The organism is Nostoc sp. MS1, from assembly GCF_019976755.1.
In the GTDB taxonomy this organism is placed as follows: Bacteria; Cyanobacteriota; Cyanobacteriia; order Cyanobacteriales; family Nostocaceae; genus Trichormus.
The window spans coordinates 1,583,414-1,609,061 of sequence record NZ_AP023441.1 but is presented as its reverse complement, the minus strand read 5'-3'; the positions used below and the strand labels follow the sequence as shown (position 1 = coordinate 1,609,061).

23 protein-coding genes and 1 tRNA gene are annotated in these 25,648 nt (G+C 40.4%); 10 read left to right on the top strand and 14 right to left on the bottom strand.

Annotated elements, in window-relative coordinates:
* Nucleotides 1-34: 34 nt before the first annotated feature.
* The gene (gene deoC / locus NSMS1_RS07010; RefSeq protein WP_224092143.1) at nucleotides 35-715 is read right to left on the bottom strand and encodes a deoxyribose-phosphate aldolase; all 681 of its coding nucleotides are present in this window, start codon (nucleotides 713-715) and stop codon (nucleotides 35-37) included.
* Between the two features lie 158 nt (nucleotides 716-873).
* Entirely contained in the window at nucleotides 874-2,037 is a 1,164-nt protein-coding gene (locus tag NSMS1_RS07005) for a DNA cytosine methyltransferase (RefSeq protein ID WP_224092142.1), read from the bottom strand.
* Between the two features lie 79 nt (nucleotides 2,038-2,116).
* Here NSMS1_RS07005 and NSMS1_RS07000 point away from each other — a divergent pair, with 79 nt between their 5' ends.
* A complete protein-coding gene (locus NSMS1_RS07000) occupies nucleotides 2,117-2,575 on the top strand; it encodes a retroviral-like aspartic protease family protein (RefSeq protein WP_224092141.1) in 459 nt (152 codons plus the stop codon).
* 204 nt (nucleotides 2,576-2,779) lie between these two features.
* On the opposite strand, the gene NSMS1_RS06995 is transcribed toward NSMS1_RS07000, so the two are convergent.
* The 7 genes from NSMS1_RS06995 to NSMS1_RS06965 all read right to left on the bottom strand — a co-directional run bounded on the left by NSMS1_RS06995 (nucleotide 2,780) and on the right by NSMS1_RS06965 (nucleotide 10,139).
* Nucleotides 2,780-4,207: a DUF697 domain-containing protein gene (locus tag NSMS1_RS06995; RefSeq protein WP_224092140.1), complete on the bottom strand. Its 1,428-nt coding sequence runs from the start codon at nucleotides 4,205-4,207 to the stop codon at nucleotides 2,780-2,782.
* A 100-nt stretch (nucleotides 4,208-4,307) separates the two neighbouring features.
* A tRNA-Met gene (locus NSMS1_RS06990) sits at nucleotides 4,308-4,384 on the bottom strand.
* A 47-nt stretch (nucleotides 4,385-4,431) separates the two neighbouring features.
* Nucleotides 4,432-5,385 (bottom strand): asparaginase, encoded by a 954-nt coding sequence (locus NSMS1_RS06985; RefSeq protein ID WP_224092137.1) that lies wholly within the window; start codon nucleotides 5,383-5,385, stop codon nucleotides 4,432-4,434.
* A 90-nt stretch (nucleotides 5,386-5,475) separates the two neighbouring features.
* On the bottom strand, nucleotides 5,476-5,976 hold the full coding sequence (locus NSMS1_RS06980) for a CGLD27 family protein (protein WP_224092135.1): 501 nt from the start codon (nucleotides 5,974-5,976) through the stop codon (nucleotides 5,476-5,478).
* On the bottom strand, nucleotides 5,973-6,431 hold the full coding sequence (gene rsfS / locus NSMS1_RS06975) for a ribosome silencing factor (RefSeq protein ID WP_224092134.1): 459 nt from the start codon (nucleotides 6,429-6,431) through the stop codon (nucleotides 5,973-5,975). The genes NSMS1_RS06980 and rsfS overlap by 4 nt, the downstream gene beginning before the upstream one ends.
* Before the next feature lie 703 nt (nucleotides 6,432-7,134).
* Nucleotides 7,135-8,637 (bottom strand): IS5 family transposase, encoded by a 1,503-nt coding sequence (locus tag NSMS1_RS06970; protein ID WP_224085439.1) that lies wholly within the window; start codon nucleotides 8,635-8,637, stop codon nucleotides 7,135-7,137.
* A 230-nt stretch (nucleotides 8,638-8,867) separates the two neighbouring features.
* Nucleotides 8,868-10,139, bottom strand: coding sequence for a glycosyltransferase family 4 protein (locus tag NSMS1_RS06965; RefSeq protein ID WP_224092132.1), 1,272 nt, complete (start codon nucleotides 10,137-10,139; stop codon nucleotides 8,868-8,870).
* A 647-nt stretch (nucleotides 10,140-10,786) separates the two neighbouring features.
* On the opposite strand from NSMS1_RS06965, the gene NSMS1_RS06960 reads away from it, so the two are divergent.
* Complete coding sequence (locus tag NSMS1_RS06960) at nucleotides 10,787-11,236, top strand: YraN family protein (protein WP_224092130.1); 450 nt, start codon at nucleotides 10,787-10,789, stop codon at nucleotides 11,234-11,236.
* A 201-nt stretch (nucleotides 11,237-11,437) separates the two neighbouring features.
* Here the strand turns inward: NSMS1_RS06960 and NSMS1_RS06955 are convergent, their stop codons facing one another.
* The gene (locus tag NSMS1_RS06955; RefSeq protein ID WP_224092128.1) at nucleotides 11,438-11,827 is read right to left on the bottom strand and encodes a hypothetical protein; all 390 of its coding nucleotides are present in this window, start codon (nucleotides 11,825-11,827) and stop codon (nucleotides 11,438-11,440) included.
* A gap of 222 nt (nucleotides 11,828-12,049) precedes the next feature.
* Here NSMS1_RS06955 and queA point away from each other — a divergent pair, with 222 nt between their 5' ends.
* Together queA and NSMS1_RS06945 are read left to right on the top strand one after the other, a co-directional pair.
* Nucleotides 12,050-13,261, top strand: coding sequence for a tRNA preQ1(34) S-adenosylmethionine ribosyltransferase-isomerase QueA (gene queA / locus NSMS1_RS06950; RefSeq protein ID WP_224092126.1), 1,212 nt, complete (start codon nucleotides 12,050-12,052; stop codon nucleotides 13,259-13,261).
* Between the two features lie 193 nt (nucleotides 13,262-13,454).
* Nucleotides 13,455-14,636: a tetratricopeptide repeat protein gene (locus tag NSMS1_RS06945; RefSeq protein WP_224092124.1), complete on the top strand. Its 1,182-nt coding sequence runs from the start codon at nucleotides 13,455-13,457 to the stop codon at nucleotides 14,634-14,636.
* A gap of 54 nt (nucleotides 14,637-14,690) precedes the next feature.
* Here NSMS1_RS06945 and NSMS1_RS06940 read toward each other — a convergent pair whose 3' ends face one another.
* On the bottom strand, nucleotides 14,691-15,386 hold the full coding sequence (locus tag NSMS1_RS06940) for a potassium channel family protein (protein ID WP_224092122.1): 696 nt from the start codon (nucleotides 15,384-15,386) through the stop codon (nucleotides 14,691-14,693).
* A gap of 127 nt (nucleotides 15,387-15,513) precedes the next feature.
* Complete coding sequence (locus NSMS1_RS06935; RefSeq protein ID WP_224092121.1) at nucleotides 15,514-16,848, bottom strand: TrkH family potassium uptake protein; 1,335 nt, start codon at nucleotides 16,846-16,848, stop codon at nucleotides 15,514-15,516.
* A gap of 202 nt (nucleotides 16,849-17,050) precedes the next feature.
* Here NSMS1_RS06935 and NSMS1_RS06930 point away from each other — a divergent pair, with 202 nt between their 5' ends.
* From NSMS1_RS06930 to NSMS1_RS06920, 3 genes are all read left to right on the top strand, one after another.
* On the top strand, nucleotides 17,051-17,893 hold the full coding sequence (locus NSMS1_RS06930; RefSeq protein ID WP_224092120.1) for a methyltransferase domain-containing protein: 843 nt from the start codon (nucleotides 17,051-17,053) through the stop codon (nucleotides 17,891-17,893).
* A 148-nt stretch (nucleotides 17,894-18,041) separates the two neighbouring features.
* Nucleotides 18,042-18,998: a homogentisate phytyltransferase gene (locus tag NSMS1_RS06925; RefSeq protein WP_224092119.1), complete on the top strand. Its 957-nt coding sequence runs from the start codon at nucleotides 18,042-18,044 to the stop codon at nucleotides 18,996-18,998.
* A gap of 4 nt (nucleotides 18,999-19,002) precedes the next feature.
* Entirely contained in the window at nucleotides 19,003-19,470 is a 468-nt protein-coding gene (locus NSMS1_RS06920; RefSeq protein ID WP_224092118.1) for a tetratricopeptide repeat protein, read from the top strand.
* Nucleotides 19,471-19,722: 252 nt separating this feature from the next.
* Here the strand turns inward: NSMS1_RS06920 and psbC are convergent, their stop codons facing one another.
* Together psbC and psbD are read right to left on the bottom strand one after the other, a co-directional pair.
* Nucleotides 19,723-21,102, bottom strand: coding sequence for a photosystem II reaction center protein CP43 (gene psbC / locus NSMS1_RS06915; protein ID WP_067765769.1), 1,380 nt, complete (start codon nucleotides 21,100-21,102; stop codon nucleotides 19,723-19,725).
* On the bottom strand, nucleotides 21,086-22,141 hold the full coding sequence (gene psbD / locus NSMS1_RS06910) for a photosystem II D2 protein (photosystem q(a) protein) (RefSeq protein WP_067765766.1): 1,056 nt from the start codon (nucleotides 22,139-22,141) through the stop codon (nucleotides 21,086-21,088). Before psbD ends, psbC begins: the two co-directional genes overlap by 17 nt.
* Before the next feature lie 541 nt (nucleotides 22,142-22,682).
* Here psbD and NSMS1_RS06905 point away from each other — a divergent pair.
* The 3 genes from NSMS1_RS06905 (at nucleotide 22,683) to NSMS1_RS06895 (ending at nucleotide 25,485) form a co-directional block, all read left to right on the top strand.
* Entirely contained in the window at nucleotides 22,683-23,279 is a 597-nt protein-coding gene (locus NSMS1_RS06905) for a photosystem I assembly protein Ycf4 (RefSeq protein WP_224095148.1), read from the top strand.
* Between the two features lie 177 nt (nucleotides 23,280-23,456).
* Nucleotides 23,457-24,248: a peptidylprolyl isomerase gene (locus tag NSMS1_RS06900; protein WP_224092117.1), complete on the top strand. Its 792-nt coding sequence runs from the start codon at nucleotides 23,457-23,459 to the stop codon at nucleotides 24,246-24,248.
* A gap of 88 nt (nucleotides 24,249-24,336) precedes the next feature.
* The gene (locus NSMS1_RS06895; RefSeq protein WP_224092116.1) at nucleotides 24,337-25,485 is read left to right on the top strand and encodes a beta-ketoacyl-ACP synthase; all 1,149 of its coding nucleotides are present in this window, start codon (nucleotides 24,337-24,339) and stop codon (nucleotides 25,483-25,485) included.
* Nucleotides 25,486-25,648: the final 163 nt, after the last annotated feature.

Here is a 25,648-nt window from a genome sequence, read left to right as displayed (position 1 = left end):
AACTGTTGACTGTTAACTGTTAACTGTCAACTGACTATTCGCCTTTATCTAGGTTATCGCGCTGGCGGATCAAATCGATACCGCGAGACGTGCCTATTCTCGTAGCACCCGCTACTATTAAGTCTAAAGCTTGATTCAGAGTCCGAATCCCCCCAGCAGCCTTAATTCCTACGCTTTCCCGTGTTACCTCTTTCAAAAGACGTACATCTTCCACAGTAACACCACCATTCCAACCCGTACCTGTCTTGAGGAATGAAGCCCCTGCTTCCATAGCTATTTCGGCTGCAAGCCTTTTTTCCGCATCCGTTAGTAAATTTGTTTCCAAAATTACCTTGACAGTTTGCCCAGTCTCCTCACAAATCTCGGCAATTTCCTCATGTACCGCTTCCGTATTACCAGACTTCAACCAGCCTAAATTGATGACTACATCAAGCTCCGTGGCTCCGTTTTCCACAGCCTCTTGAGCCTCATACAACTTGACTAACCGAGTCGTAGCACCAGTAGGGAAGCCTATTACCGTACAAACCTTGGTTTTTTTGCCGTGGAGGAGTTCCGCCGCTTGCTTTACATAAGCAGGATACACACAAACCGCCGCGAAATTAAATCTGTCTGCTTGTCCACACCATTGCTCAACCTGCTCTGGAGTAGCCGTTGGCGTTAATAGCGCATGATCGATAAATGGCGCAATATCAATATCTGGATAGTCTGCTGCCATCGTGCCTTTTCTTTGTGATTGATATATAACTTTTATTTATAAAAATTAATACCCTTTATATAAATTAAAGCATATTTATCAGCAGCCTAACGGAAAAGATGAGCTTTTAGTGGTTTTCTTTGCCGCACAATCAAGTAAGCAAAGTATTATATTTAACGCTAATCAAGGGTTATTTCATCAGCAATAGAAGTATTTTTTACATCTGTATTAAGAAAAGCCAAAATAGACTCAGCCAATGCCTTTGATGCCAAATATGGCACACCATTACCTATAGCTTTAAACATATGCGTCAGAAACATATTCTCTGGCAGGACAAAATTTTTGGGTAAAGATTGTATGGCTAGTGCTTCCGCTACAGAAATTCGCCTTGCTTTGTAAGGATGCAAATGTACTTCATTATTGCCATAACAAGCTGTAGGAGAATAACGCCATCTGTGTAGCCGTTTAAAAGATTTTTTAGAATCATCTCCTTCAGCAATACTGACAAATTTTGTCATACCACCTCTTGGTTGAAAATAATGCTGAGAATTAAGATGATTTTGGACATCATTTTTTGTAAACCAGTATTCAACAGTTAACTCTTGAGGAATACCATCAGGACAAGGGAGTATAGAATTTTCTCTAAATGGTTCAGATTGACTCCACGGATAAGTAAATACTTTTTCTTGAGGATATAAAACTTTTTCATCCCAAGGAAAACTTAATTCATCATTTAATTTAATACCCATATCACTAAGGAAGCTATGTTTAAACCCTAGTAATATTATTCTCACTCTATCTTGTGGTACACCATATTCGATAGCATTGATTAGTTTTTCCGTTAATATATAACCTGATTGCTGTAACTGTAATTTGATTGTCTCAAAAAACTGCCGATGCTTTTTAGTCCGCCACAAACCCTTAACATTTTCAAATAAAAAGAAATCAGGCAAGATTTGACAAATTAATTCGATATAAGCTGAAGAAAGCTTACCATTTTCACCCAAATAACCCCTATTCTTCCCGCCAATAGAAAAATCAGGACAAGGAGGGCCGCCAATAAAACCAACAATACGATTAGACTTACGACAATCTTGTACCAACTCTAATAAACGTTTTGTCTGAACACCTTCCACAAGCTGAGATACATCTGCTGCTTCTCCTTGATGATATCCATACTCTGGTAAAGGTAAATTCAGCATCTCCCTAGAATAGCGATATGCTGCCAAAAAAGGCGAGGAAATCTCATTCACATAAACAATATTAAAACCGCTAATTTCAAAACCCAAATCAAGAAAGCCTGCGCCTGCAAAGAATGAAAAAATTTGAGGTTTGACACCCATTAATAAAATGAACAATTAAAGAATATTAAACTATTTTAAGTTACTATATCAATTAAGAGATTATCAAGGGTTAGCCGAAATGGGTAAGCTGGTAATACCAAATATTCAGACTAAGCAAATGAGACAAGTTATAGTAACTATCACCCTGACGAATCGAATTGATCAACTTTTAGCCCAGCGAGGCTTTATTCCTGTTGAAGAAGTTCGTTCTTGTATCCTAAATGATGTCTTAGTAGATACGGGTGCGACCTTGTTATGCTTACCCAGTAGTATTATTAATCAACTTGGTTTAACTCCAGGTGGAGAGGCAAAAGTAGAGACTGCGGCTGGAGTTCAACAAGGGAGAATTTTCCGAGATGTTGAATTAAGTATTGAAGAACGCCGAGGAACTTTTGATTGTTTGGAACTTACGGAAGTACCTTATGCGCTTTTGGGTGTTACACCAATGGAAATTCTAGGCTTAGAACCAAACCTCAAAAATCGTAAGCTACGAGTACTACCAATGAACTCTGAGCAAACTTACTTGAGTATTTTATAGTTGTTTTGCTAAATATTTATAAACAAAATTAATTTACGTTTACATAAAATTTTAAGTGTATCAATTAGACCATCTAATAAATTTTGCTGCAAATCTTATTACTAAAACAAAAATAAAACTATAAACAATCATAAGCAATTGATTTTATTTATAAAGCGCAAAAACGCAGATTTTCTCTTAGCGTCTTTGCGCCTTTGCGTGAGATTATCCCACAACTTCCATCGGCTGTGCTTCTGGTAACAAACGCTTCACACCTTGCTTAACAAAACCTTGCAGCAATGCTACTTGTTGATTTTGTTGGAACACTCTTTGTAAGGTTTGGCGTAATTTGTCCAAGTTCAAATTATTACCAGAATCTAAAGCGATTTCTTGTTGCTCAAAATACTCTACTAGACATAACCCAGCTACCCTAGTCAGATAAGCCGCACTTACACCCTGTACTAAACCACCAGCGACAAAGGTAACAGCGTTACTTTTGAGAACAGAACCAATAGCTTGAGTAGAAAGTTCTACTAAACCCAATTTCAACATCAAACTTCCCATTGTTGCGGCTACAGTTTGCGCTTGTTCCCAGGAGAATTTCTGTTGATAGATATTACCCAAATCCATCACCATTTGGGCATTAATAGCCGCAGTAGCTAAAATATCTAATGCGGGTACTGGGTTAGCAAAAGCAGCAGCCGCAGCTATCCATTGATATTGTTCAATAATTGGGGTAGCGCGATCGCGTCTCACACCATTCAAGTAATTTTTCGCTTCACATTTCAGCAAAACCGCCTGTCTTGCAGTGGTTGTCCACACCAATTGCTGCTCCTGTAACAAAAGTTCACTTAATTCCTGGGACAACTGTTGAATGTCTGGTGCTGGTTGTTCCATCCACTCTTGTACAGTACCATCAGCTTCGTGTTTCCGCACTTTGATAGCGACAGGCGCAGCCGCAACAGCTACTACATGATCTGGAACTCGCTGTTTCAAAGACTGCAAAATACTAGCACGTTCATCTGGTAAATACTGGTCTTGCTTGTTGAAAATCAGGACTTTTGGCAGATTTAATCTCTTTAGCTGCTGTAAGGCTTGAAATTGTGAATCAGTTAAATCACCGTTAGTTAAGAACAGCGCAGCATCAGATTTCGCTGCTTCTGTGAGGATACCGATATCTGACTGATTACCCACTTCTTTAAACAGAGGTGCTGTTTCTTGGAATGTTACTTGCTGTTTTTCCGACTTCAGTATCTCAATTAAAGTGCTTTTACCAACTGACTGTCCACCAGTTACAGCCACTCTAATTTCTTGTCTGTCTAACTCTACCGATAATTGCTCAAGCTGATTTCGTAATGTAGCTAAAGCTTGGTGATTTTGCGATTCTTGAGCTAGTTGATTGATGACAACTTCAGTTTTAGCGATCGCACTTTCTGCTGTAGCTCTATCAACCAAAATACCATCCGGTTGCTCTGAACTATCTTTTGGCAGCTTGCGTTTTAACAACCACAACCCACCACCAACCGCTAAAACACTTAATAAACTCAACTCACCGAACTGGACTAGCGAATGATGCCAACTTTGTACTATCCACAAGGAAAAGGATAAACCTAATCCTCCTACTAATATGGGGCGCTGCAACTTCACAACCATGATTCTCCGCGCTTTTTGGAAGATTCCAACTTAAGAATAGATCAAAATACAACAAAACCCCACAACCTTTAAGGATTGCAGGGGCATGTTGTTTATAAGTTGGTGGCGGGAAGTGGATTTGAACCACTGACCTTCGGGTTATGAGCCCGACGAGCTACCAGGCTGCTCTATCCCGCGTCGTTTCTTTACCTTTCTAGTATAGCTCAACCTTTTGAGTTTGGCAACTATAAAAACGATAATTCACCCACAACTTCTAAACGTGTGTATTTTCCTGGGTTCATGAACTTCTCTGACAAGCTTTCCGCTACGCTGGGAGTAATCCAACCCATTTGTTTGAGTAGGTGAATCGCCACGGCATATTTTGCCCGTTTTGCCCCATCTATAACTTTGATAGCTAATCCCAGACCTTCGCCCAGCCTACCGATGCACTGTACACCCTCTGCACCAGCTTTGCTGACCAATTCACCAGGGGTTAAGCGCATCAGTTCCGTGTCAAATTCTCCATCCCCTGCTACCATTGACGGGTGATGAGTCATAGCTCGAACTATGCGTTCCATATCTAGGTTATTGCTAGAGGCGAGAAGCGCGTATAAAGAAGCTATTTGTCCCAGTTGCATCAAGTAGGTGGGTACGCCACAATCATCATGAGCGCTGATAAATTCTTCAGCTGGCATTCGCAATAATTCGGCAATTTTCCCCAATATCAATTGCTGTACTGGATGCTTACGTTCCAGGTAGTTATTTAAAGGCCAATGGCGTTGTTGACAAATAGCCAACATCCCCGCGTGTTTACCAGAGCAATTATATTCTAGAGGGCTGCGTTTGCCTGGAGGTATAGGACACTGGAGTACAGAAGGGTCAAGGTCAGCTCGCCAAAGGATGTTAAACGCTTGGCGTACTTGTTCGATTGTACCTCTGTGGGAACTGGTAATAATTGCTAGGTCGCGATCGCTTAAATCATAGCGTTCCAGTGTGCCTGTAGTAGTGACGGCTAACGCTTGAAAGGGTTTAAGCGCAGAACGGACAAATGTAGCTGTTTCCGCATTTCCGGCCACAGTCAGCACCCGTCCTCTGTCGTCACAAACAACAGCTTGGACTATATGCTTCGATTCGATGATACCTTCACGCAGCAACCGGACTTCCAGTGCTGCGGCTTGAGTTCGCTTTCCCATTGTCATGGGTTAAATTATCTCTTTTTTTTATTAGTCAATAGTCAACAGTCTATAGTCCATAGTTTATTGACTGTTGACTATTGACCGTTGACTGTATTAAAACAAATGCCAAACTATAGTACCAATAACGAAGATTCCCGCCAAGCCAACGAATGTAAATTGTAACCGTTGGATGATCGGTTTAATTTCGTAGGTGACAATTAAGCGATCGCGGTTGAGGATTTCTGGTGGTTTGATCCAGGTTTGACCATCGTACCAGCCTGATTCCTCATAGAATACAGTCATACTGTAGAGGCGATCGCGTACATAAAGCCAGCCTAAATATAACCGTAAGAGACTGAGTATTACTCCGACACTTGCCCCGGCTGCACCACACAACAGGAAATGCACCAATTGCTTATTTGGGGGAAAGCTGGCTGCTGCTACTGGTCCTGCTATTAGCCAAGACAAACCCCAAATCCAGGCTAGTTTTGTGGTGTACTCCCGCCAATTTAAGGCGCAATCACGAAATAACCAAGCAGTTTTTAACTCTTCGTACTCATTGAGTGGTTGTTGGTCTACAGGAACCGGACAATTGAAGAGCGACGATTTGATCATGTTGGCTTACCCTCATCCTCATCAGATTTTGGTAGGGGAATACGTTCTGCATGAACCCAGAACGCTTCTAAATTATAAAACTCCCGCTCCTTCGGCATCATAATATGCACAATTACGTCGCCGTAGTCTTGCAATACCCAGCTACCTTCGACTTTGCCCTCTGTCCGCAATGGCCGCCGTTTGCAATCAGTCTCTACTTTATCTTCAATTGCATCGGCGATCGCTCTCACTTGCACCCTAGAGTAGCCAGTCAGCATCACAAAGTAATCTGCCAAGTACGACACATCTGCTACCCTCAGCACCAGAATATCGCCTGCTTTCCGATCTGATGCAGCTTCGGCAATAGTTAGAGCTAGTTTTCCGCTTGACTCAGTTGCAGCCTCTGTACTTCTGGTAGCACTCTTCGCTACCGAGACGGATTGTAATGGTAAATTTCCTTGGAAATAATCAGACATTAAACCTCAGGTGCTTTATCCCTTTTGTTACGGTTTTTGAGAATTACTTACAAACGACAATAGAACAGTAAATCTATCTAATGGTTTTTTTGAATACTAACAAAAAAACAGGTATATATGAGAATCTTCGGTAAATTGACTTATGTATCGCAATATTATTTGGAGTGATTCAAGTTAATTTTGTAGCGATCGCTCCCTTAATGGCAGCATTTTATACATTAATTTCTTTTTTTATCCTTATTAATCAAATAAGTTATAAATGTCATCTTTTTTTGATTTTATAAGTTCTTCTTATTCATGATTATATAACATGATAGGGTTAGTTCGTCTGTCTCAGGTGGGATAGACAAGATTTTTTTTGATTATTTTTCTCAATAAATCAAGCAAAAAGCACCTTCTTAAGTCACGGTTTTATGTAATTTGCCATAATGGTGACTCTGTAGGACTAACGCATGGGAAAGAAAACTCAAGGGTTTTAGCAAAATTGTAGGCTTGCAAAACCCTTATACCGTTTCACTTTCAGCTTAATACAAATAAGGTGTAGGAAACTGGGGTTATACCGATTCAAAAAATCTTTGCAACACATTCCTTGACGTAGAAGCTACAAATGTATGCCCCTGCCAACTGTAAATTAGTATACACACCTATACTTAGGGCTTGCTGAAAAAGTCATTTCAAAGGAAGAGAAAAATTGATTAAGTAGTCAGTCCAGAAAAAAGATAAGTTTTTGTTGTTTAAGGTTTAATGAAATATCAGTTTCGATAATAGAAGAAGTAAAAAAAGACTCAGTTTTGAAAAATAGGCAAAAAAATACACAAAAAAGCCGTAATAGCAGAGTAGAAAGATTCATAACTAAAAAAGTTATGGCAATAGCGGTGAAAGAAGTATGAGGAAGTTTAGCCATAACTCTACCAAGGCTAAATCTTCGTTTACCTTGTCCAAACTTGCCCTCAATACAATTACGAATCCTTTCGTCATAAGCGGCTTGTTTCTTCTTTTCAGGGCTGACATTTTGGGGGGGTCTACCTAGTGGTGGGCCACTAATTCTAATTCCCCTTTCTTGACACCAAGCTCGATTCTCCCTCGTCCGATAAATCTTATCAACATGAACTGATTCAGGATAATATCCGGTGTAGTTTTTGTATGCTTCTACTTGTGATTTTAAGTCTCCTGATTCGTTAAAGTTGTCCCAACTAATATGGTCTAAAAATACATAGCCATCATAGTAACTAGCTGAAAACTTAGCCCCAAACTCTACTGTTCTCCCGGCTTTACCTCGGATAATCGGACGAATGTGTGGTTGGTTTAAACTGACAATGCGGTCTTGTATACTAATTTTTTGATTTTCATATAACCATAACTGTTGACGATAAACTTCTGCTACTACTAGCAACATCTTATATTGACTGTTGCTCAGTTTTAATAGTGACGCACCTAAATTTATTAGCTGCTGAATATGAGTTAAATTTCTGTTGATATATTGCAGTTGCTTTCTGATAGCTTTCCTTCTTTCTTTAACTGTTGGTTTTCTTTTCTTGGCTACTGCTAAATAATCCTTTCTTGCTTTGTTTCTGTAGGTTCTTGGTTTGTTGATATTTCTTACTAATAAGGACTTATATAATGTATCTATGATTGTTTCTGTTTGCTTTCTGGCTTGATTTAATAATCCTAAATCTGTCGGATAACTTATGTCTGCTGGCGCACAACTAGCATCTAATATTAATTTTCCTCTATTGGCTGGCTTACTTTTTGAATCCTCGACCTCTGGCTTTTTTGCTCTTACTTCTACCTCCTGTTTATTTTCTAACATCTTCCTGACTATTTCTTGATTGATTTTATTGACTAATTCTATATCTATCCTTTCTCTAAAATGAACTAGCATTGACGGGTCAAATGCAGATTCATTACTATATGCTGACATTCCTATAAAGTATTGCAGATACGGGTTCTCCCGAATTTGTTCTACTGTCTCTCTGTCACTTATTCCTAATTTTTCTTTAATTATTAATGCTCCCAACGCCATTCTAAATGTTTTGGCTGGCGCTCCCATTCTTGCTGAAAATATTTCTGCGTACTCTGCTTCAAATTTTGACCAAGGTATCATGTTCGCCATGATTACCCATCGGTTATCTGACGCTAGTTTTCCCCCAAAGGGTAGTTCAAAGTTTTCTGCTGCTTTTTCTTGCTTTTGCGCTCTTCGATACATTTTAACGCAACTTGCTACAAGGATTTTTACTTATCTTACCCTTTTTCTTTTCACCTTATTTTTCTTTCCTGACCCTGAAACTCTTCATTCTGCTATCTTTCGCCCTTATTCAGCCAGCCCTACTTAAGTTTTGTTTTAGATAATTTGTTGAACTTATAACAAAGCGTACCTAGAGGAAAAAATTCCAGGTACACTTTGCGCTTTTAATTTTTCACTTTTACTTTGCTAAATCAAACTTCCTGTTTAGAAACTACTTTAGATTCAATTGTTTGACTTTCTGTTGTGACTGCATAAAATAAATTCTCATATTGATTTAAAGCTTGTTCAAAAGCATATTGTTCCATAGCATATTTCCGGCTGTTATAACCCAAAGTTTTGGCTTTTTCAGGGTGTTTATACAAATCCAAAATTGCTGTTGCTAAAGCTTGAGGATCTTCTGGAGGAACAACAACACCACCACCACTCTGTTTAATTGCCTTGGCGGCTGTACCATTATCAGGTACAGATGCTATTAATGCTCTACCACTAGCCAATAAGACTTGAATCTTTGATGGCATATTGAAAGAAATGACATTTTTCTTCTGTACTACCAAGCCAACATCAGCAGCAGCTAACATTTCTGGCAAACGTTCTCTAGGTTGGAAAGGTAGTAACAAAACGTTATCTGCACCGCAGTCTGTACAATATTTTTGCAGTCTCTCTAAGCCTTTAGCTTCACCAGCAATCACAAAGGCAATCTCGGACATATCACGTAACTTTGCCGCCGCTTGAATAACTGTTTCTAATCCTTGGGTAAGAGCAATATTCCCAGAATAGAGAACTACAAATTTCCCATTTAGATTATGTACTGCACGAAATTTATTATCTTCTTTTGGCAATGGACGAATAAAATTAACATCAACCCAATTGGGTATCTGCTCTATTTTTTCCGATGATACACCTTTGGAAAGCAAATTTTCTACAAACCCATCGGCGATAACGCTAATTTTGGTAGCACTACGATAAGCAAACTTCTCTAATAACGAAAATACTCTAATTAACCATTTATTTTTCAGCAAACCAACATGAATAGCGGCTTCTGGTAGTATATCTTGGAGGTTTAAAACTACAGGACAATCACGTAACCACCCTAGTAAAGATGCAGGTACGCATACAGGAAGTGATGGCGAAGTCGATAAAATTACGTCAGGCCGCCACCCAAAGAGAGCGGGGAAGAAGCTGGTGACGACAAAACTAGCATCCAGTAAAACTCTATCTAGTAGTTTCGGTTGTGGACGAATCCATACATAACTACGTTGAATTGTCACACCATTTTTGTGTTCTGTAGTATACCATTTACCACGGTAAGCTTCATAAATTTGCCTCTCAGGGTAGTTAGGCATAGCTGTAACAACGCGCACTTGGTGTCCTCGCTTGGCCAGTCCCTCTGCTAATTCGGTCATTAACGGGGCTATACCAATTGGTTCTGGGTAGTAGTTATAAGAGTAAATTAAAATCCGCATAACAAATTAGTCAGAAGTTCCCTGGCTGATATGGGTAACAAGGGCAAGTATCTAGATTACTTACAGGTTTAAAGTATCCAATTCGTTAATTTTCTCTTTATATTTTTTTTATGTCACTGGCTTTCCTTTAAAGATTAAGTAAACGTTGTCCCTGCTTTAATCAGTAATATGTAATAATTGCTCTGCTTTTGGTTTAGTCAATATTATGTATCTTTTAAATATTAAGTATAGACATAAACCCTATTGCCATTAATTAAGTTTCGATATAGCAAAAGCCCTATATCTGCAAATATTACGTAAAATTAGAGTAGGTGGTCAGTATAATTCTATTTTTATATCTGATTAAACAAGAGTTATGCCGTAAGAAAAACAGATTTAGGATGTAGCGAAATCTGTATCTCACCCAAGATGCAAGATTTCTTGTTTATTTGAAACTGTTGTATATTCTGGAGATTACGTAATTAAGTTTAAAGATTGAGTAAATTCAGAATTATTTATATATTGTGGTTTATACCAGATGTATATTTATTATAATACGACATCTACCCATTGGTAGATTTATTTTTTGTAAATGAAGTGAAGTTTTTTTAAAATTGTCTAAAAACTAGCTATCGATAGGAGTTATCACTGCTTGCATCGACTTACTTATGTCACATCCAGATATTGCTAATTTAGGCGAAGACTTTGTATCTCAATGGTTACAATCTACAGGTTGGATAATCTTACAGCGTCGATTTAGTTGTCGTTGGGGTGAAATTGATATCATCGCTCAACATTCTGAAAATATTTTAGAACCCATACTCGCATTTGTCGAAGTTAAAACGCGCAGTCCGGGAAGCTGGGATAATGGGGGAAGAGGCGCAATTACATTCAAAAAGCAAGCAAAAATCGAGCAAACAGCAAGGATGTTTTTAGCTAAACACCCAGAAAAATCAGATTATGCTTGTCGCTTTGATGTGGCTATTGTTTCTTGTCAGATAAGTTCTCAAAATCACCGTGATTTATCCGTTACTCAGGAAGCTGTAGCTACCTCTTTAATTGGAGAATATAGATTTCAATTACAAGAATATATCATCGCAGCATTTGACTCTCTATAGAAGCAGACAGGCTAATTTATTTAGTATTTCTTAATTATATGAACTGCATATTGGTATTTAGCTCATATTCATCAAATGGCAGTGAATATATAGCGATCGCAATAATAATACAAAATCATAATTTTTGAGAATATTGGTAATTGGTTGTGAAGGAAATATTTTTATCACCAATTACCAATTCACAATTCAATCTCATCGATTTTACGCCAATGTTTCTGGACAGTAGCCCAGCCCTCTAACAAACTGTTGACGGAAAGCTTCTATCTCTTCTCTTTCTGGGCTACCATGTGAAACGATCGCTACTTGATAGCGGCGCATAACGTCTACAGGACACTGCCCAGATTCTAAACTCCACAGTGCCATTTGCACGCGCATAGGTGGCTCATAAGTGATGCCTAGTTCGTAGAGGAAAGCGCGAAAATCACCATCTTCTTGGGCAGAGATAGGTGTTTTAAGTTTGATCCTAACGACCCAACCATCTATTTGATGAATCACGGTAACGAACGAAACAGGTAACTGGGGCCTAGCGTGTAGGTATTGAACGACCCTCAGAGTTAGACTGGCATTTGCCAGATAATAGAGATATTCCATGATGGTGCTTGGGATCAAAACCAATCTTACACTTCTATCTTCCTAAATTGATTCGTATCCCGGTAGGGTAAATGCCCCCGTCTTTGCATGGGGAACTTTACCCATCTTTGATCAATTTGTTTAAGTATTACCTATTAATGTCAATCTTATAATTTAAGTCTAAAATTGACTACTTTTGTCAAAAAAACGCAAACAAACTTATTCTAAGCATTGGAAGTTTCAATGAAAAAAGAGCTAGAACAATTAAACCTTGAAAAAACCTCTAAGACAGCAGTCGAAGATACAAATTTAGATTTCTCACTCGCTGGGTATGACTATGAGTTACCCCCAGATAGAATTGCACAAAATCCCGCAGTTCCTAGAGATAGTTCTCGGCTATTAGTCGTCAACTCTCAAACTACAGGTAAAGAAACCCTACCTCTACATCACATTTTTCGTGAGTTACCAGATATTCTGCGTCCTGGTGATTTATTAATTATGAATAATACAAAAGTCATCCCTGCAAGATTATTTGGGCGCAAAACCTCTGGTGCAGAAGTGGAGATTTTATTACTGGAGGAGCGTAAGTTTAACTGTTGGTTAGCTTTAGTTAAGCCTGGAAAACGTTTTAAGAAAGGTACGCAGATTAATTTTGAAAGGTTGGAGACTGGGGATAGGAGAGTGGGGGGAGATGACATAGAAAAATCTTCTTCATCCCTTTTATCTTTGTCTTTAACTGCTACTGTCTTAGAAACAGACGAAGCTACAGGAGGACGTTTATTACAGTTTGATTTACCAGAGGGACAATCTTTGGTGCAAGTTTTGGATCAATTTGGCGAAATACCCCTACCGCCTTACATTACTGCATCTCAAGCTGCGGATGAACAGTATCAAACTGTGTACGCTGAACAACCAGGAGCGATCGCTGCGCCTACGGCTGGGTTACACTTTACTCCAGAGTTACTCGAAAATTTACGCGATCGCAATATTAATCAAGCTTTTATTACTCTCCATGTGGGTGTGGGAACCTTTCGCCCTGTGGAAGTGGAAGATGTAGCGACTCATCAAATGCACGAAGAATGGATAGAAGTACCCGCAGCCACGGTTGAACAAATCAAAGCAACTAAAGCTGCTGGCGGAAGAATTATCGCTGTCGGTACAACAGTAGTCCGTGCTTTAGAGGGTGCAGCCGTTTCTGGTGAATTGCAGGCGTTTTGCGGTAAGACTGATTTATTTATATACCCTGGCTACAAATGGCAAGTTGTAGAGGGTTTGATTACTAATTTTCACCTACCACGCTCTAGCTTATTAATGCTAGTGAGTGCGCTGATTGGTAGAGAACGTTTGTTAAATATATACCAAGAAGCGATCGCTTCTGGTTATCGTTTCTATTCTTTTGGTGATGCGATGTTGATTTTACCGGAAGGAGTTAGTCAGTTGACAGTTGACAGTTGACAGTTATTCTTTCTCCCTCACCTCCCTCATCTTCCTCATCTCCCTCATCTCCCTCATCTCCCCTATCTCTCCTATCTCCCCCCACTCCCCACTCCCCACTCTCCTAAAACTTCATATTGAATTTTTAACTTTTCATATTGTAGTGGGTACTCTGACTTATAAGGATCTTAACAATAAGTACAGAGATTCCACTATGTATAGAAAATATCAACTTAAGCAGTGGTTTTGCGGTTTGTCGTCAATCACCAGCCACTACACTTGTGATTTGCAAAAGCCGCATTTGGGTTTTCTCTGTGCTGCATCGGCTTTTTTGGTGTTGGCTACACCGACAATTGTGAATTTACCAGGAAGCAAGTTGCTGGCACAAGTTCCTATTTCTCAAGATTTGGAAACAGCTAGTCTTTATCAACAAGGTGTCACCCGCTATAACCGCACTGACTGGCAAGGTGCAGAAAGTGCTTTTCGCCAAGCGTTGCAGCGAGAACCTAACATAGCAATGGCTAGGCATTATCTCGGAAATATATACCTGATGCAAAACCGTTTAGATGTGGCGGTGCAGGAATATCAAGAAGCAATTAGACTTAACCCCAACTTCGGCGAAACTTATTACAATTTGGGGTTAGCATTGCAACAAAGAGGCGAAAAAGACGGTGCAATTAGAGCTTATCGCCAAGCTGTGGTGATAGAACCTACAAGGGTAAATGGGTACTATAATTTGGGTTTGGTCTTGTATGAAAAGGGATTATTAGGGGAAGCGATCGCCACTTATCAAGATGCCATTAAACTAGATCCAACTAAAACTGAGGCTTATCATAATTTAGCGATCGCATTGCAACAGGCGGGTAAAATGGATGAGGCGATCGCGGCTTATAGAGAAGTTTTGAAGTTAGACTCCAAAAATGCCGCAGCCTACAATAATTTAGGTAGCCTCATAGCTATGCAGGGTAAACCTGATGAAGCGATCGCAGTTTATACCCAAGCTGTTCGCCAAGACCCCAGAAATGCCTTAGCTTATTATAATTTGGGGGTAACTTTATATAATCAAGGCGACTTGAAAAAAGCTAGTAATGCCTTTAAACGCGCTCAAGAAGAATATCGTCAGCAAGGTAACACAGAACAAATGGCGAAAAGTGAGCAGTTAATGCAGCAAGTAGGGCAGAAAATCGCAGAACAAGAACTGCAACAAAGACAAGCATCTGCACAGAAACCCACGGCTAATACAAACAGCCTTATAGAACAACTAACTCAATTAGCAGCGCCAAGAGAACAACCAGCTAATTTTGGTGAAGTACCTGTCTCAAATCAACAACCGCAACCTCAATCAATATTTCCTAGCCCATCACCGGATAAACTTGATAGTAAACCCAATTCGTAATTCGTCATTGAAAATATTTTTTGTGGGACGGGCAAAATGCCCGTCTTAATTTTTTTAAATAGGCAGACGATTAATATCTTTATTACAGCCTATAACTACCATTGCTGAACCACGTTCTAAACGTTTACCAGGGCTAGGGTTAATTTGAAACTTGCCATCCTGACTTACAGCTAATAAATTCAAACCGTAACGGTTGCGTAGTTGTAACTCTGCAATTGTTTTGCCGTGAAATTCATCTGGCACGATTAATTCTACGATACTGTTATCGGGGTCGAGGTCAAATCTATCAAGAATAGATGGTTTTGTCAGTGTACGTGCTAACGCACAACCCGCTTCATATTCAGGAAAAACTACATGGTCTGCACCTACTCGCTTTAATAGCTTGTAGTGAACTTCACTAGAAGCTTTAGCAACTACATGAGGTACACCAGCTTCTTTGACATTTAAAGTAGTAATTATGCTTTCTTGAACATAGTTACCAATTGCCACAATTACTGTATCAAATTCAAACATACCAGCTTCCTTAAGGGCTGCTGGTTCAGTTGAATCTAGTTGTAACGCATGACCAACTATTTCTTCTGTTAAAGCTGCGGATACTCGTCTTTCATCTATATCTGTTGCTAACACTTGGTAGCCTAATTTATGCAGTGTTGAACAAACAGAACGACCAAAACGACCCAAGCCAATGACAGCAAATTGATTATTATCTTTGCGCAAACTGCGAAAAAACCCTAACGATGACAAATTCACAGTCAATAATCCTTATTATTAATACTTGTATTGAAAGTAAAGGCTCTTAAACTACATTAAATTCAAATTTTATCAGTAGTCATTGGTCATTGATCCAAAGTTATTCTCCTTATCTCTCATCTCAAAACTAGCCTACAAGTAAGTTTTCTTCAGGATAGTGGATTCTTGTTGGTCGCGGGTCGCCTAATATAGCAGACATGAGTAATAAAACTCCGACTCTGCCTATATACATGGTGATAATTAAAACTAGTTTTGCAGCAGGAGAAACACTAGCTGTAATGCCTGTGGAAAGACCTACAGTAGCGAAGGCGGAAACAACTTCAAAGAGAATTTGGATAAAATCCAGTTTTGGGTCTGTGAGAGATATTAAAATTGTAGCTAAAATGACGGTTGTTATCGAACCAACTAAAACACCGACAGCTTTTAATATAAGAGAAATTGCTATCTTACGCTCATACAATAAAACTTCTTCTTTACCTTGAAGAATCGTTTTAGTACAGCTAGTTAAAACTCTTAGCGTAGTAGTTTTCATGCCTCCTCCCGTACCGCCAGGACTAGCACCAATAAACATGAGGGCAATTGTGATAAATAAACCAGCCGTTGTCATTTTGCCAATATCGATGGTGTTAAAACCAGCAGTTCGGGGAGTTACCGATTGAAACCAAGCTACTAAAAACTGATCTACTAAACCTAATGAACCAAAAGTTTGAGGATTTCTAATTTCAATCAGAAAAAATGTTATTGTACCAAGTATTAATAGTATTATTGTTGTACTAGTAGCTACTTTAAAATCTAGTGATAATATTAAAGTTTCCTTTTTGTGGCGAATGCGATCGCGCAACCAAATATAAGCTTCTAAAATTACTTGATAACCAATTCCCCCAAAGATAATTAGTCCTGTAATTGTAAAGACAACTAAAAAGGAAGATTGATAGCTTATCAAATTATCTTTAAACAAGCTAAAGCCTGCATTATTCCAAGCATTAATACTATGAAAAATTGCCAACCATAATCCCTCGCTCCATCCATATTGAGGAACAAATGCAGGCAATAGCAAAAATACACCAGTAATTTCAAAAATTAACGTGGTGGCAATAATTGAGCGGATAACTTGGGCGCTACCACTCATTCCAGGGCGGTCTAAAGCTTGCTGAATAGCTATTTTTTGACGTAAGTCAAATCTACGACCAATCAATAAAATTAGAAATGTGGTGGTTGTCATATAACCTAACCCACCAATTTGAGCTAACAGGGCAATAAAAAGCTGTCCCCAAAAGGAAAAATAAGTACCAGGATCAACTACAGATAATCCAGTTACACAAACGGCTGATGTTGAGGTAAACAAAGCCACAATTAAGTCATTCCATGTACCACTGCTTGTGGAGAAAGGCATCATTAATAAAACAGTCCCCACTGCTATGACAGCTAGAAAGCCCAGACAAATTGTGCGCGAAACAGTCATAAGTAATTCAAAATTCCCTACTTGACAGTCAAAATCATCAAATCCTCTGGCTCATAGGGACTTAACTATAAACTGTTACCAAATGGAGCCATAATGTTAATCTTCCCCTAGAAAAGCTAAAACTTTCTTATCTAATTAAAAACACACATGGTAGCCTACGAATATATTTTTTAGTCTAAGTTTGTCTTAACACGCTTTTCTCATGAGTGTAAACCTTTACCAAAGAATTAAGAAATTTTACGACGCTTCTTCAGGGTTGTGGGAGGAGATTTGGGGCGAACATATGCACCACGGATATTACGGTGCAGAAGGAACTGAACAAAAAAACCGTCGTCAAGCACAGATTGATTTGATCGAAGAATTGCTCAATTGGGCAGGAGTGAAAGAGGCAGAAAATATACTAGATGTTGGCTGCGGTATTGGGGGTAGTTCTCTGTATTTAGCCGAAAAGTTTCATGCTCAAGCTACAGGAATTACTTTGAGTCCAGTACAAGCTGCTAGAGCCACGGAAAGAGCTAAGGAAGCTGGTCTAGGTACTAGAAGTAAATTCCTAGTCGCCAATGCCCAAGCAATGCCTTTTGAGGATAATTCTTTTGACTTGGTTTGGTCGCTGGAAAGCGGCGAACATATGCCAGATAAAACCGGGTTTATGCAGGAATGTTATCGAGTCCTCAAACCTGGTGGTACGTTAATTATGGTGACATGGTGTCATCGCCCTATAGATGAAAAGCCTCTAACAGCAGATGAACAAAAGCATCTGCAAGATATTTACCAAGTGTATTGCTTGCCTTATGTAATTTCCTTACCTGAGTATGAAGCCATAGCTCGGCAACTACCATTAAATAATATCCGTACTGCTGACTGGTCGCAGGCAGTTGCCCCATTTTGGAATGTAGTTATTGATTCTGCTTTTACTCCTCAAGCAATCATCGGGTTATTACGTGCCGGTTGGACTACTATCCAAGGAGCGCTATCGCTAGGTTTGATGCGTCGCGGTTATGAGCGTGGGTTAATTAGGTTCGGTTTATTGTGCGGAAACAAGTAAGTAGACGGTAGAGGTACGATTATACTCGTTACCTCTCTCATTTCTGTGAAAGCCAAAATTGAGAATCTAGACTAAATATCGCTCTCTTAATTTTAATACTTCGACAAGCTCAGTACAAGTTTTGAATTTTGAATTTTATAAGTTACTCATGAGCCAAAGTTCTCAAAAAAGTCAGTTGCAACGCAAACCATCACCAGCATCTTTTCAATGGCTTTATGCCTTTTGGAAATTTTCTCGTCCACACACTATTATCGGCACGAGTCTTAGTGTTTTGGGTTTGTATTTAATTTCTGTTGCTGTTAGTTCGACAGGGTTCGCCATTACTCAGATAAATTCTGTTTTAGGCGCGTGGCTTGCTTGTCTGTGTGGCAATGTTTATATTGTGGGGTTAAATCAATTAGAGGACATAGAAATTGATAAAATTAATAAGCCACATTTGCCTTTAGCTTCAGGTGAATTTAGCCGCAAACAGGGGCAAATAATTGTTATCTTTACCGGAATTATTGCCTTATCACTTGCTTGGTTAAATGGGCCATATTTGTTTGGTATGGTAGCTATTAGCTTGGCAATTGGTACAGCCTATTCTTTACCACCAATTAGATTAAAACAGTTTCCTTTCTGGGCTGCTTTGTGTATTTTTTCAGTCAGAGGAACTATTGTTAATTTGGGGTTGTATTTACACTTTAGTTGGTTACTGCAAAACAAACAGTCAATTCCTTTATCTGTTTGGGTGTTAACTATATTTGTATTGGTATTTACATTTGCGATCGCCATCTTTAAAGATATCCCTGATATGGAAGGCGATCGCCTCTACAATATCACCACTTTCACCATTCAACTAGGCCCACAAGCTGTATTTAATTTAGCGTTGTGGGTGCTAACAGCTTGTTATTTAGGTATGGTGATAATTGGGGTGCTACGTTTAGGGGCGATTAACTCGGTATTCCTAGTAATTTCTCATCTCATAGTTCTATGTTGGATGTGGATGCAGAGTTTAGCTGTAGACACACATGATAAAACTGCGATCGCTCAATTCTATCAATTCATCTGGAAACTATTTTTCTTAGAATACTTAATGTTTCCTATTGCTTGTCTTTTAGCTTGAAACCATGCTCAACAATTTCCAATTAACAGATATTCTGGCGACTACAGCAGTCTTAATTAGTATCACCCTCCTAATTTACTTTGCTGTAAAAACATTAATTACATCTAACTTCTTTCAAAAAGGTATTAATCTTTATCAGCAAAAAGATTATCAAGGTGCAGAAGCAGCTTTTCGACGAGTTATAGCTATCAACTCTACCAATGATGTAGTCCGTTTATTTTTAGGGGATACTTTAAGGGAACAGGGTAGAGTTGCAGAAGCAACTGATTTATTTCAAGAAGTAATAAGCCGCAATCCCAAAAACCCTCAAGGTTATTTACGATTAGCAACTATTCTCATGGAGCAAGATAAACAAGCAGAAGCTAAAACTAACTTGCAACAAGCTCAAGAATTATTGCAAAAACAGCGTCAACCAGAAACAGCCAAAAAAATTGCTCGGTTATTAGAGCAAATGGAAACTAAATCGAATTAATATCGATTTAAAAAATCTTTGCAACACATTCATTGTCTGTAGGTATGTACATCTGTACGTCCTTACCCATATATCTGTCGTATTCTTTTTTAATTTGGTATGAGTTAAATCAAGCAAAGTCTGAACCTGCCTTCAGAGGTTCAGTTTGTGTAGAAGTCGAACTCAAGTTTATTACAAATAAAAAAAGGCTCTTGCTGTTACACAAGAGCCTAAAAAGCGTTTGATTGTCAGTGATGAAAGAAAACTTGAAACTTAGTCAAGATCATTCATGAACAATACTGGTTCAGTCTCACGGTCGATACCCTTCTCGAAACCACCAGCCGCAGCGCGAGCGCGTCCAGCGTGCCACAAGTGACCAATTAAGAAGAAGAAGCCTAACACAAAGTGAGAAGTAGCCAACCACGCACGAGGAGACACGTAGTTAAAGGAGTTAATTTCGGTAGCCACACCACCTACAGAGTTCAAAGAACCCAGAGGAGCGTGAGTCATATATTCAGCAGCACGACGAGCTTGCCAAGGCTGAATATCGTTCTTGATTTTATCTAGGTCAAGACCGTTAGGACCACGTAGAGGCTCTAACCAAGGGCCTTGGAAGTCCCAGAAGCGCATGGTTTCACCACCGAAGATGATTTCACCAGAAGGAGAGCGCATCAAGTATTTACCAAGACCTGTGGGGCCTTGAGCAGAACCAACGTTAGCACCTAAGCGTTGGTCACGAATTAAGAAGGTTAAAGCTTGAGCTTGAGAAGCTTCAGGGCCAGTGGGACCGAAAAATTCACTGGGGTAAACGGTGTTGTTGTACCAAACCATACAAGAAGCGATAAAGCCCATCAAGGACAAAGCGCCTAAGCTGTAGGAGAGGTAAGCTTCACCAGACCAGATGAACGCACGACGCGCCCAACCGAAAGGCTTGGTGAGGATGTGCCAGATACCGCCAGAGATACAAAGTAAAGCAACCCAAATGTGACCGCCGATAACATCTTCCATGTTATTGACGCTAACAATCCAACCTTCGCCACCGAAGGGAGCTTTGAGCAAGTAACCGAAGATAACAGCAGGGTTCAAAGTGGGGTTGGTAATTACACGTACATCACCACCACCAGGAGCCCAGGTGTCATAGACACCACCAAAGAACATTGCTTTCAATACCAACAGCAACGCACCGCATCCCAGGATGATTAGGTGGAAGCCGATGATGTTGGTCATTTTGTTCTTGTCTTTCCAGTCATAACCAAAGAAGGAAGAATATTCTTCTAAGGTTTCTGGGCCGCGAACGGCGTGGTAAATACCACCAAAGCCAAGTACAGCAGATGAGATTAAGTGAAGTACGCCAACTACGAAGTAGGGGAAGGTGTCGATAACTTCACCACCAGCACCTACACCCCAACCAAGGGTAGCGAGGTGAGGTAGGAGAATTAGACCTTGCTCGTACATTGGTTTTTCTGGAATGAAGTGAGCCACTTCAAACAGGGTCATAGCCCCAGCCCAGAATACAATCAAGCCAGCGTGAGCAACGTGAGCGCCCAGCAGTTTACCGGATAAGTTAATTAAGCGAGCATTACCAGACCACCAAGCAAAACCGGAAGATTCTTGGTCGCGTCCGCCGCTTAAGGTATTAGAGAGCGTTACCACGTGGTAGTACCTCTTCGGGGAATACAAATTTTTCGTGAGGCTGGTCTTGAGGAGCCATCCAAGCGCGGATACCCTCGTTCAGCAAAATGTTCTTGGTATAGAAGGTTTCAAATTCTGGGTCTTCTGCCGCACGTAACTCTTGGGATACGAAGTCATAAGCCCGGAGGTTCAATGCCAAACCGACAATACCTACAGCACTCATCCATAACCCTGTTACAGGTACGAACAACATGAAGAAGTGTAACCAACGTTTGTTGGAGAAAGCGATCCCGAAAATCTGTGACCAGAATCGGTTAGCTGTCACCATTGAGTAGGTTTCTTCTGATTGGGTGGGGTTGAAGGCGCGGAAGGTGTTTGCCCCTTCGCCGTCTTCAAATAGGGTGTTTTCTACTGTTGCACCGTGGATGGCACAGAGTAGCGCTCCACCGAGTACACCCGCTACGCCCATCATGTGGAAGGGGTTGAGTGTCCAGTTGTGGAAGCCTTGGAGGAATAGTAAGAAACGGAAGATGGCAGCAACACCAAATGAGGGTGCGAAGAACCAGCTTGATTGTCCCAAGGGGTACATCAAAAATACGCTGACGAATACCGCGATGGGTGCTGAGAATGCTAGGGCGTTGTAGGGTCTGATACCTACTAGACGCGCAATTTCAAACTGACGTAGCATGAAGCCAATTAAGCCAAAGGCTCCGTGTAATGCTACGAATGTCCATAAACCACCTAGCTGACACCAACGGGTGAAGTCACCTTGGGCTTCTGGCCCCCACAACAACAACAGGGAATGTCCCATGCTGTCTGCGGGGCTGGATACTGCCACTGTTAGGAAGTTTGCTCCTTCTAGGTAGGAGGATGCTAATCCGTGGGTGTACCAGGAGGTGACGAAGGTTGTGCCGGTTAGCCAACCGCCTAATGCGAGGAAGGCGCAGGGGAATAATAATATTCCTGACCAACCTACGAATACGAAGCGATCGCGCTTTAACCAGTCGTCTAGTACGTCAAACCACCCTCTACTGGGGGCGCGTCCTACTGCGATGGTCATTTAACTAAATCCTCTTTTACTAAAATTGCAACGTCGTTAAGCAGTGCTTTGGTTGGTTTTTCCGACTTTGAGCTACTACCGCGAGGAAATAACGTTTTTTTTGACATTCTCAGTAGCTTTTTTACTGCTGAGTTCCTGAGAGCTTACTAACTATTACAGTCAGCATTTCTCAGGGTTATGCCCTTACACGTACCATCATCTAGTAACCTAGCTTGTGGTATCTTAATGCTTCTTAACTTATCACATTCGGTGAGGTTTTGCTTAATTCACACAAGTGAATCAAGTATTTCTTATGAACCTAATTATTTACTATCAATATCAGAAATTTTACAATTTGACACAACTTTTCTCAGAAATCTTGAAATTGGGAGTGAGGAGATGGAGGAGATAGGAGGATAGAATTGTTAACTCTTGCCTCCTGCTTTTTGACTAGGGACTGTTGACTATGGACTAATGACTAATAACCAATGACCAGCTTGCAAGACATCCTGTTCAAATGGCAGACTCTAAAAGGGAAGAACTCACGAGCCAAGATATTTCCATGACGGCATCAACAACAGTTAACAAAGGCGATTCACCTAATGGTGATAGTTCAGCTTCTAGCATCCTCCATCAAAAAGTTCTCGGTTCTCGTCGGTTCAGTAACTACTGGTGGGCAAGTATTGTCACACTAGGGGCAACTGGCTTTTTGTTGGCGGGTATATCTAGTTACCTAAAAGTTAATTTACTCATAGTTACCGATCCAACTCAACTGGTATTTGTACCCCAAGGGTTGGTAATGGGATTATATGGCACGGCTGGCTTGCTTTTAGCCTTGTATCTGTGGCTAGTTATCCTTTGGGATGTAGGCGGCGGTTATAACGATTTCAATCGTGAAACGGGTTATATCAAAATTTTTCGTTGGGGATTTCCTGGAAAAAACCGCCAGATTGAAATTAACAGTCGTATACAAGATATACAGTCTGTAAGGATAGATATTAAAGAAGGTTTAAACCCTCGCCGCGCCCTTTACTTACGAATGAAAGGTCGCCGAGATATACCTTTAACTAGAGTCGGTCAACCGTTACCTTTGTCAGACCTAGAAACTCAAGGCGCACAGTTAGCGCGGTTCTTGGGAGTACCTTTGGAAGGGCTTTAGGAAAGATGAGGGGTGAGGGGGATGAGGAAGATGAGAGAGATACCAAGTAAAGTCTTCCCCATCTCCCCCTACTTCCCCCACTCCCCCATCTCTTTCAGCACGGGCTGAACGCCCAGCTACCGCTAACAGCACTCCCCAAAAGAGGCTAATATACTCTGGTTGAGTCAGTAATTGACAATGCGGTTAAAATTTTCACAATTCTTGGTTGCGTTTTTGCTTATCGGTTCCCTGATGTTGGCAGGCTGTAATGCTCAGGAGGTGGGTTCTAATGCTTCTCCAACATCTACAGCAGTGGCAACAACCACTTCGACTACTACTGAAGCAACATCTGTTTCTGAAACCACTAGTGAGAGTACTCCGGGAATGACAAACTCTTTACCACGCCTCGAAGGCAAAGCTACTGTGGTAATTACTGTTAAAGGGTCGCCTATTACTGTCGAAGTAGACGGTACAAATGCCCCAATCACAGCTGGCAATTTCGTTGATTTAGTCCAAAAGGGTGTATACGACGGTACAGTCTTTCATCGCGTGGTTCGTCAGCCTCAACCTTTCGTAGTCCAAGGCGGCGATCCTCAAAGTAAAGACCCTAAAAGTTCTCCTCAAGTTTGGGGAACTGGTGGTTATGTTGATCCAAAAACCAACACTGAACGCCGTATTCCTTTGGAAATTAAACCCAAAGGCGAAGCAACCCCAATTTATAGCAAAACATTCGAGTCTGCTGGTATAACAAAACCACCTGAGTTACAACATAAACAAGGGGCGGTAGCAATGGCGCGATCGCAACAACCAGACTCTGCTTCTTCTCAGTTTTACTTTGCTTTAGCTGATTTAGGCTTCCTCGACGGTAACTATGCTGTATTTGGTCAAGTTACTCAAGGCTTTGACGTAGTGAACAAAATTCAGCAAGGCGATCGCATCGACTCGGCTAAGGTTACTCAAGGTGCTGAAAATTTAAAAGCTGCGCAATAAGCATGAGATTAGGGATTGGTTACAGGAATTGGGAATAAAGGGAATAATTGCCTTTTCTTTGTTTTCTCATCTCTAATCCAAATTGCACATGATTGAAGTTGTCATAACTGGTATTGGGCTAGTTTCAGCCTTGGGTACAAGCCTAGAGGAGAGTTGGCAAAGTTTAATTGCTGGTAAGTCTGGAATCAAGTGGCATCAGCCATTTCCAGAGTTAGCACCTCTACCTCTAGGCTTAATTGGTGAAAAGCCGAGTAATTTACAGAGTTTGACTAAGGTGGTTGTAGATGCAGCCCTCAAAGATGCTCTTTTAGTACCACCTTTAAATGATTGTGCAGTAGTTGTAGGTTCTAGTCGCAGTTATCAAGGAGTATGGGAAAGACTAGCACGAGAAATTTATGCTGGTGAAACTGCCAAGGAAGAAAAATTAGCAGATTGGTTAGATACTCTACCCCACATGAATGCGATCGCTACGGCACGACAAGTTGGGGCAACAGGGGCAATTATTTCACCAATGGCAGCTTGTGCTACAGGAATTTGGGCGATCGCCCAAGCAGCAATTCTCATCCAAACGGGGCAATATCAACGAGCGATCGCTGGCGCTACGGAAGCACCAATTACGCCTTTAACTTTGTCAGGGTTTCAACAAATGGGGGCATTGGCGAAAACAGGAGCCTACCCTTTTGATGTGAATCGGGAAGGTTTGGTATTAGGTGAAGGCGGGGCTGTGTTTGTATTGGAAGCAAAAGAGTTAGCAAAGCAGCGTCAGGCAAAGATTTATGGCGAAATTTTGGGATTTGGGTTGACAAATGATGCTTATCATAGTAACCAATTAGAGCCTGAAGGTAAGAGTGCGATCGCAGCTATTCAGCAATGTTTAAAACGTAGTCAGTTAAAATATGTTGACATTGATTACATTCACGCTCACGGTACAGCTACCCAGTTAAATGACCAAATAGAAAGCCAAGTCATTCAAAAATTATTTCCTGCAAAAGTAGCAATTAGCTCTACTAAAGGCAGTACAGGTCATACTTTAGGCGCATCAGGTGCTTTAGGGGTAGCTTTTTCGCTTCTAGCTTTAGAGCAAAAAATAATACCTCCTTGCGTCGGGTTACAGAAAACAGAATTTGATTTGAATATAGTAAATACAGCCCAGCATAGCCAAATTCAACGGGTTTTGTGTTTCAGCTTTGGCTTTGGTGGGCAAAATGCTGTTATTGCTTTGGGCAAGAGTAGTTAGAGAGGAGAATTTACCACAATATTTAGCTGATTTCTCTTTTAATACCAATTCACAAAAAATATAATACAGATGCAAACGCTTAAACCTATGCTACGTCTAGTTTTCTTAATTTTGAATTTTGTTCGCCTTTGGCGTTCCCGAAGGGTATTTTGAATTTTGAATT

Coding starts and splice junctions, on each gene's coding strand:
- NSMS1_RS07000 (WP_224092141.1), top strand. CDS start 2,117: ATGGGTAAGCTGGTAATACCAAATATTCAGACTAAGCAAATGAGACAA.
- NSMS1_RS06995 (WP_224092140.1), bottom strand. CDS start 4,207: ATGGTTGTGAAGTTGCAGCGCCCCATATTAGTAGGAGGATTAGGTTTA.
- NSMS1_RS06965 (WP_224092132.1), bottom strand. CDS start 10,139: ATGCGGATTTTAATTTACTCTTATAACTACTACCCAGAACCAATTGGT.
- NSMS1_RS06930 (WP_224092120.1), top strand. CDS start 17,051: ATGAGTGTAAACCTTTACCAAAGAATTAAGAAATTTTACGACGCTTCT.
- NSMS1_RS06935 (WP_224092121.1), bottom strand. CDS start 16,848: ATGACTGTTTCGCGCACAATTTGTCTGGGCTTTCTAGCTGTCATAGCA.
- NSMS1_RS06895 (WP_224092116.1), top strand. CDS start 24,337: ATGATTGAAGTTGTCATAACTGGTATTGGGCTAGTTTCAGCCTTGGGT.
- queA (WP_224092126.1), top strand. CDS start 12,050: ATGAAAAAAGAGCTAGAACAATTAAACCTTGAAAAAACCTCTAAGACA.
- deoC (WP_224092143.1), bottom strand. CDS start 715: ATGGCAGCAGACTATCCAGATATTGATATTGCGCCATTTATCGATCAT.
- NSMS1_RS06900 (WP_224092117.1), top strand. CDS start 23,457: ATGCGGTTAAAATTTTCACAATTCTTGGTTGCGTTTTTGCTTATCGGT.
- psbD (WP_067765766.1), bottom strand. CDS start 22,141: ATGACCATCGCAGTAGGACGCGCCCCCAGTAGAGGGTGGTTTGACGTA.
- NSMS1_RS07005 (WP_224092142.1), bottom strand. CDS start 2,037: ATGGGTGTCAAACCTCAAATTTTTTCATTCTTTGCAGGCGCAGGCTTT.
- NSMS1_RS06920 (WP_224092118.1), top strand. CDS start 19,003: ATGCTCAACAATTTCCAATTAACAGATATTCTGGCGACTACAGCAGTC.
- NSMS1_RS06955 (WP_224092128.1), bottom strand. CDS start 11,827: ATGGAATATCTCTATTATCTGGCAAATGCCAGTCTAACTCTGAGGGTC.
- NSMS1_RS06980 (WP_224092135.1), bottom strand. CDS start 5,976: ATGATCAAATCGTCGCTCTTCAATTGTCCGGTTCCTGTAGACCAACAA.
- NSMS1_RS06970 (WP_224085439.1), bottom strand. CDS start 8,637: ATGTATCGAAGAGCGCAAAAGCAAGAAAAAGCAGCAGAAAACTTTGAA.
- NSMS1_RS06925 (WP_224092119.1), top strand. CDS start 18,042: ATGAGCCAAAGTTCTCAAAAAAGTCAGTTGCAACGCAAACCATCACCA.
- NSMS1_RS06960 (WP_224092130.1), top strand. CDS start 10,787: ATGTCACATCCAGATATTGCTAATTTAGGCGAAGACTTTGTATCTCAA.
- rsfS (WP_224092134.1), bottom strand. CDS start 6,431: ATGTCTGATTATTTCCAAGGAAATTTACCATTACAATCCGTCTCGGTA.
- NSMS1_RS06945 (WP_224092124.1), top strand. CDS start 13,455: ATGTATAGAAAATATCAACTTAAGCAGTGGTTTTGCGGTTTGTCGTCA.
- NSMS1_RS06905 (WP_224095148.1), top strand. CDS start 22,683: ATGACGGCATCAACAACAGTTAACAAAGGCGATTCACCTAATGGTGAT.
- NSMS1_RS06985 (WP_224092137.1), bottom strand. CDS start 5,385: ATGACAATGGGAAAGCGAACTCAAGCCGCAGCACTGGAAGTCCGGTTG.